This is a genomic window from Deltaproteobacteria bacterium (assembly GCA_003696105.1).
Lineage (GTDB): Bacteria > Myxococcota_A > Polyangia > Haliangiales > J016 > J016.
This window is the reverse complement of sequence record RFGE01000279.1, coordinates 1-3486: the sequence shown is the minus strand read 5'-3', so window position 1 is coordinate 3486 and position 3486 is coordinate 1. Positions and strand designations below refer to the sequence as shown.

Below are 3486 nucleotides of genomic sequence, written 5' to 3'. Positions count from 1 at the left end.
TGATCGCAGCCGTCAGCGTCGTCTTGCCGTGGTCGACGTGCCCGATCGTTCCGATGTTGACGTGCGGCTTGCTGCGGACGAACTTTTCCTTGGCCATTTCGTTTCCCCTGACGTGCGGTTATGCGGCGCCCTTCGCCTTTGCGATGATGGACTCGCTGATCTGTGCCGGAACTTCTTCGTAGTGATCGAACTGCATGGTGTAGGTCGCGCGCCCTTGCGTGCGCGACCGGAGGTCGGTGGCGTAGCCGAACATGGTCGCGAGCGGGACGTGCGCGGCGATGACCTGTACACCAGCTCGCGGCTCGATTCCAGTGACTTTTCCGCGGCGGGCGTTGAGGTCGCCGATCACGTCGCCCATGAACTCCTCGGGAGTGACGACCTCGACCTTCATGATCGGCTCGAGCAAGACGGGATTCGCCTTGGCCGCGGCCTCCTGAAATGCCAGCGATCCCGCGATCTTGAAGGCCATCTCGGAGCTATCGACCTCGTGGTAGCTGCCGTCGAGCAGCACGGCCTTGACGTCGACGACCGGGTACCCGGCGAGGATGCCGCGCTCCATGGCCTCCTCGATTCCCTTTTCGACCGCGGGGAAGTACTCCTTGGGCACGGCACCGCCGGTGACCTGGCTCTCGAACTGGTAGCCGCTGCCGGGACCGCCGGGTTGGAGCTCGAGGACCACGTGTGCGTACTGGCCGCGGCCGCCCGTCTGGCGAACGAAGCGTTTGTCGGCCTTGACGGTGCGCGTAATCGTCTCGCGGTAGGCGACCTGGGGCGCGCCGACGGTTGCGTTGACCTTGAACTCGCGGCGAAGGCGGTCGACCAGGATCTCCAGATGGAGTTCGCCCATGCCGGAGATGATGGTCTGGCCCGAATCGGGATCGGTGTGCACCCGGAACGACGGGTCCTCGCTCGCGAGCTTGACCAACGCCGTCGACAAGCGCTCCTGGTCGTCTTTCGTGGCGGGCTCGATCGCGACGCCGATCACCGGCTCGGGGAAGTGCATGTCCTCGAGCACGATCGGCGCGGCCGGATCGCACAGCGTGTCGCCGGTCGCGGCGTTGCGCAGTCCGATCACCGCGCCGATCTGGCCTGCGCCGAGTTCGCGAATTTCTTCGCGCTTGTTGGCGTGCATCTTGACGATGCGGCCGATGCGCTCCTTCGCACCGCGTCGCGCGTTCAGAAGGCTGTCCCCGGTGCGCAACACTCCCGAGTACACTCGGACGAACGTGAGCTGTCCGACGTACGGGTCGGCCATGATCTTGAACGCCATGGCGGCGACCGGCGCGTCGACGGATGCCGGCCGAGTCACCTCCTCGCCCGTGTCGGGGACCGTTCCCTTGACCGGCGGCACATCCAGCGGCGACGGCAGGTAATCGGCGATGCCGTCGAGCAGGCTGTGGATGCCCTTGTTGCGGAACGCCGAGCCGATGAACACCGGGACGGCCTTCAGACCGATGGTCGCGCGGCGCAGCGCGGCGACGATCTCCGCCTCGTCGATCGGCTCGCCGCCGAGAAACTTTTCGCAGATGCCGTCGTCGACGTCGCTGAGCGCCTCGAGCATGGCCTCGCGCGCGACTTCGGCGTCGTCCCGCAGGTCCGCCGGTATGTCCTCGTCGTGGAACTTGGCGCCGAGCGAGTCCTCGTCCCACACGCGCATCTTCATGCGGATGAGGTCGACGATGCCGTTGAAGTTGTCCTCGAGCGCCTGCGGGATCTGCAGGAGGATTGGATTGGCCTTCAACCGGCTGCGAATCTCGCCGACCACGCGCTCGGGGTCGGCGCCGACGCGATCGCACTTGTTGATGAACGCGATGCGCGGAACGCCGTACCGGTCGGCCTGCCGCCACACCGTCTCCGATTGCGGCTCGACGCCGCCGACCGCACAGAACACCGCGACCGCGCCGTCGAGGACGCGCAGCGACCGTTCGACTTCGATCGTGAAGTCCACGTGCCCGGGGGTGTCGATCAGGTTCACCCACAGGCCGCGCCACTGGAACGTCGTGGCGGCCGACGTGATGGTGATGCCGCGCTCCTGCTCCTGTTCCATCCAGTCCATGACGGCCGCGCCGTCGTGGACCTCGCCGATCTTGTACGAGACGCCGGTGTAATACAGGATGCGCTCCGTCGTCGTCGTCTTCCCGGCGTCGATGTGCGCCATGATCCCGATGTTTCGGGTTCGGTCTATGGGGAGTACGCCAGCCATGACTACAGCTTTCGCGCGTACCGCCACGCGAGCGCGACTTGCGCGCGCCGGCCATGTCTGCGGAGCGGTGCGCGTCGCAGAGCCGGGGTCGCGGAGCGGAGTTCTACGAGTCCGGTGGTTCGGTCACTCGAGCCATGCGAGTGCCGCCTGTCGGGCTTCGTCGAGTTGCGTTCGCGAACCTCCTACCAGCGGTAGTGGGCGAACGCCTTGTTGGCCTCCGCCATCTTGTGGACGTCTTCGCGCTTCTTGACCGCGGCGCCGCGATTTTGCGCCGCGTCGAGGATCTCGTTGGCCAGGCGCAGGACCATGGTCTTTTCGCCGCGCTGGCGCGCGTAGCTCACCAGCCAGCGCATGCCGAGCGCCTGCGACCGGTCGGGGCGCACATCGACCGGGACCTGGTACGTGGAGCCACCGACGCGGCGCGATTTGACCTCGACGCGCGGTTTGACGTTGGCGAGCGCGCGCTCCCACACCTTGATCGGGTCGTCTTTGGCCTGCTCGGCGACCCGGTCGAACGCCCCGTAGACGATCGACTCGGCGATCGACTTCTTGCCGTCCTTCATGACGACGTTGATGAACTTCGTCAGGCGGCGACGCACCTCCATCGGAGCGTCGGTGTATTTCGGGTCGGGCAGGACCTTCCGCTTGGGAACTTCACCTTTGCGCGGCATGGCTGAGTCCTCTACTTGGGCCGTTTCGCGCCGTACTTGGAACGGCCCTGCTTGCGATTCGCAACGCCGGTCGCGTCGAGCGTGCCGCGGATGATGTGGTAGCGCACACCCGGAAGATCCTTGACGCGGCCGCCGCGGATCAACACGACCGAGTGCTCTTGCAGGTTGTGTCCTTCGCCCGGAATGTAGCTCGTCACCTCCATCCCATTCGTGAGCCGCACGCGCGCGACCTTCCGCAACGCGGAGTTCGGCTTCTTGGGCGTGGAGGTGTAGACGCGCACGCACACGCCGCGCTTTTGCGGACACGATCGCAGCGCCGGTGCGGTGCCCTTCTTCTTGACTTTCTTGCGCCCCTTGCGGACGAGCTGGTTAATCGTAGGCATTCATTACCCTTTTTCGCGATGGGCGAATGGAGCAGGCATTCTATGGATGCACGCGGGGATGTCAAGGGCTAACCGCGCCCAATCTGATCCGCCCAAATTTCAACGCGTTAGCCTGAAGTTCCCCCGGGCACGAGCGCAAGTGCTCGGATACACGCGGTTCGGTGCGAGGCTACTGGGAACAGTCAGAGACGGACGCCGAGGAGGTCGAGGGCACGCTGCTGAAGGCGCG

Annotated in this window: 4 protein-coding genes; all 4 read right to left on the bottom strand. The window is 65.7% G+C overall.

Features of this window, described 5'->3' with window-relative positions:
- A partial coding sequence (locus D6689_17785; protein ID RMH39052.1) for a hypothetical protein occupies positions 1 to 97 on the bottom strand: 97 nt, incomplete at its 3' end.
- 21 nt (positions 98 to 118) lie between these two features.
- Positions 119 to 2203 (bottom strand): elongation factor G, encoded by a 2085-nt coding sequence (fusA, locus tag D6689_17780; GenBank protein RMH39051.1) that lies wholly within the window; start codon positions 2201 to 2203, stop codon positions 119 to 121.
- Between the two features lie 182 nt (positions 2204 to 2385).
- Positions 2386 to 2874, bottom strand: coding sequence for a 30S ribosomal protein S7 (locus tag D6689_17775; GenBank protein ID RMH39050.1), 489 nt, complete (start codon positions 2872 to 2874; stop codon positions 2386 to 2388).
- Positions 2875 to 2885: 11 nt separating this feature from the next.
- Complete coding sequence (locus D6689_17770) at positions 2886 to 3257, bottom strand: 30S ribosomal protein S12 (GenBank protein RMH39049.1); 372 nt, start codon at positions 3255 to 3257, stop codon at positions 2886 to 2888.
- Positions 3258 to 3486 lie beyond the last annotated feature (229 nt).

Excerpts from the sequence above, each read along its gene's own strand:
- fusA (RMH39051.1), bottom strand. The coding sequence starts at position 2,203 with ATGGCTGGCGTACTCCCCATAGACCGAACCCGAAACATCGGGATCATG.
- D6689_17775 (RMH39050.1), bottom strand. The coding sequence starts at position 2,874 with ATGCCGCGCAAAGGTGAAGTTCCCAAGCGGAAGGTCCTGCCCGACCCG.
- D6689_17770 (RMH39049.1), bottom strand. The coding sequence starts at position 3,257 with ATGCCTACGATTAACCAGCTCGTCCGCAAGGGGCGCAAGAAAGTCAAG.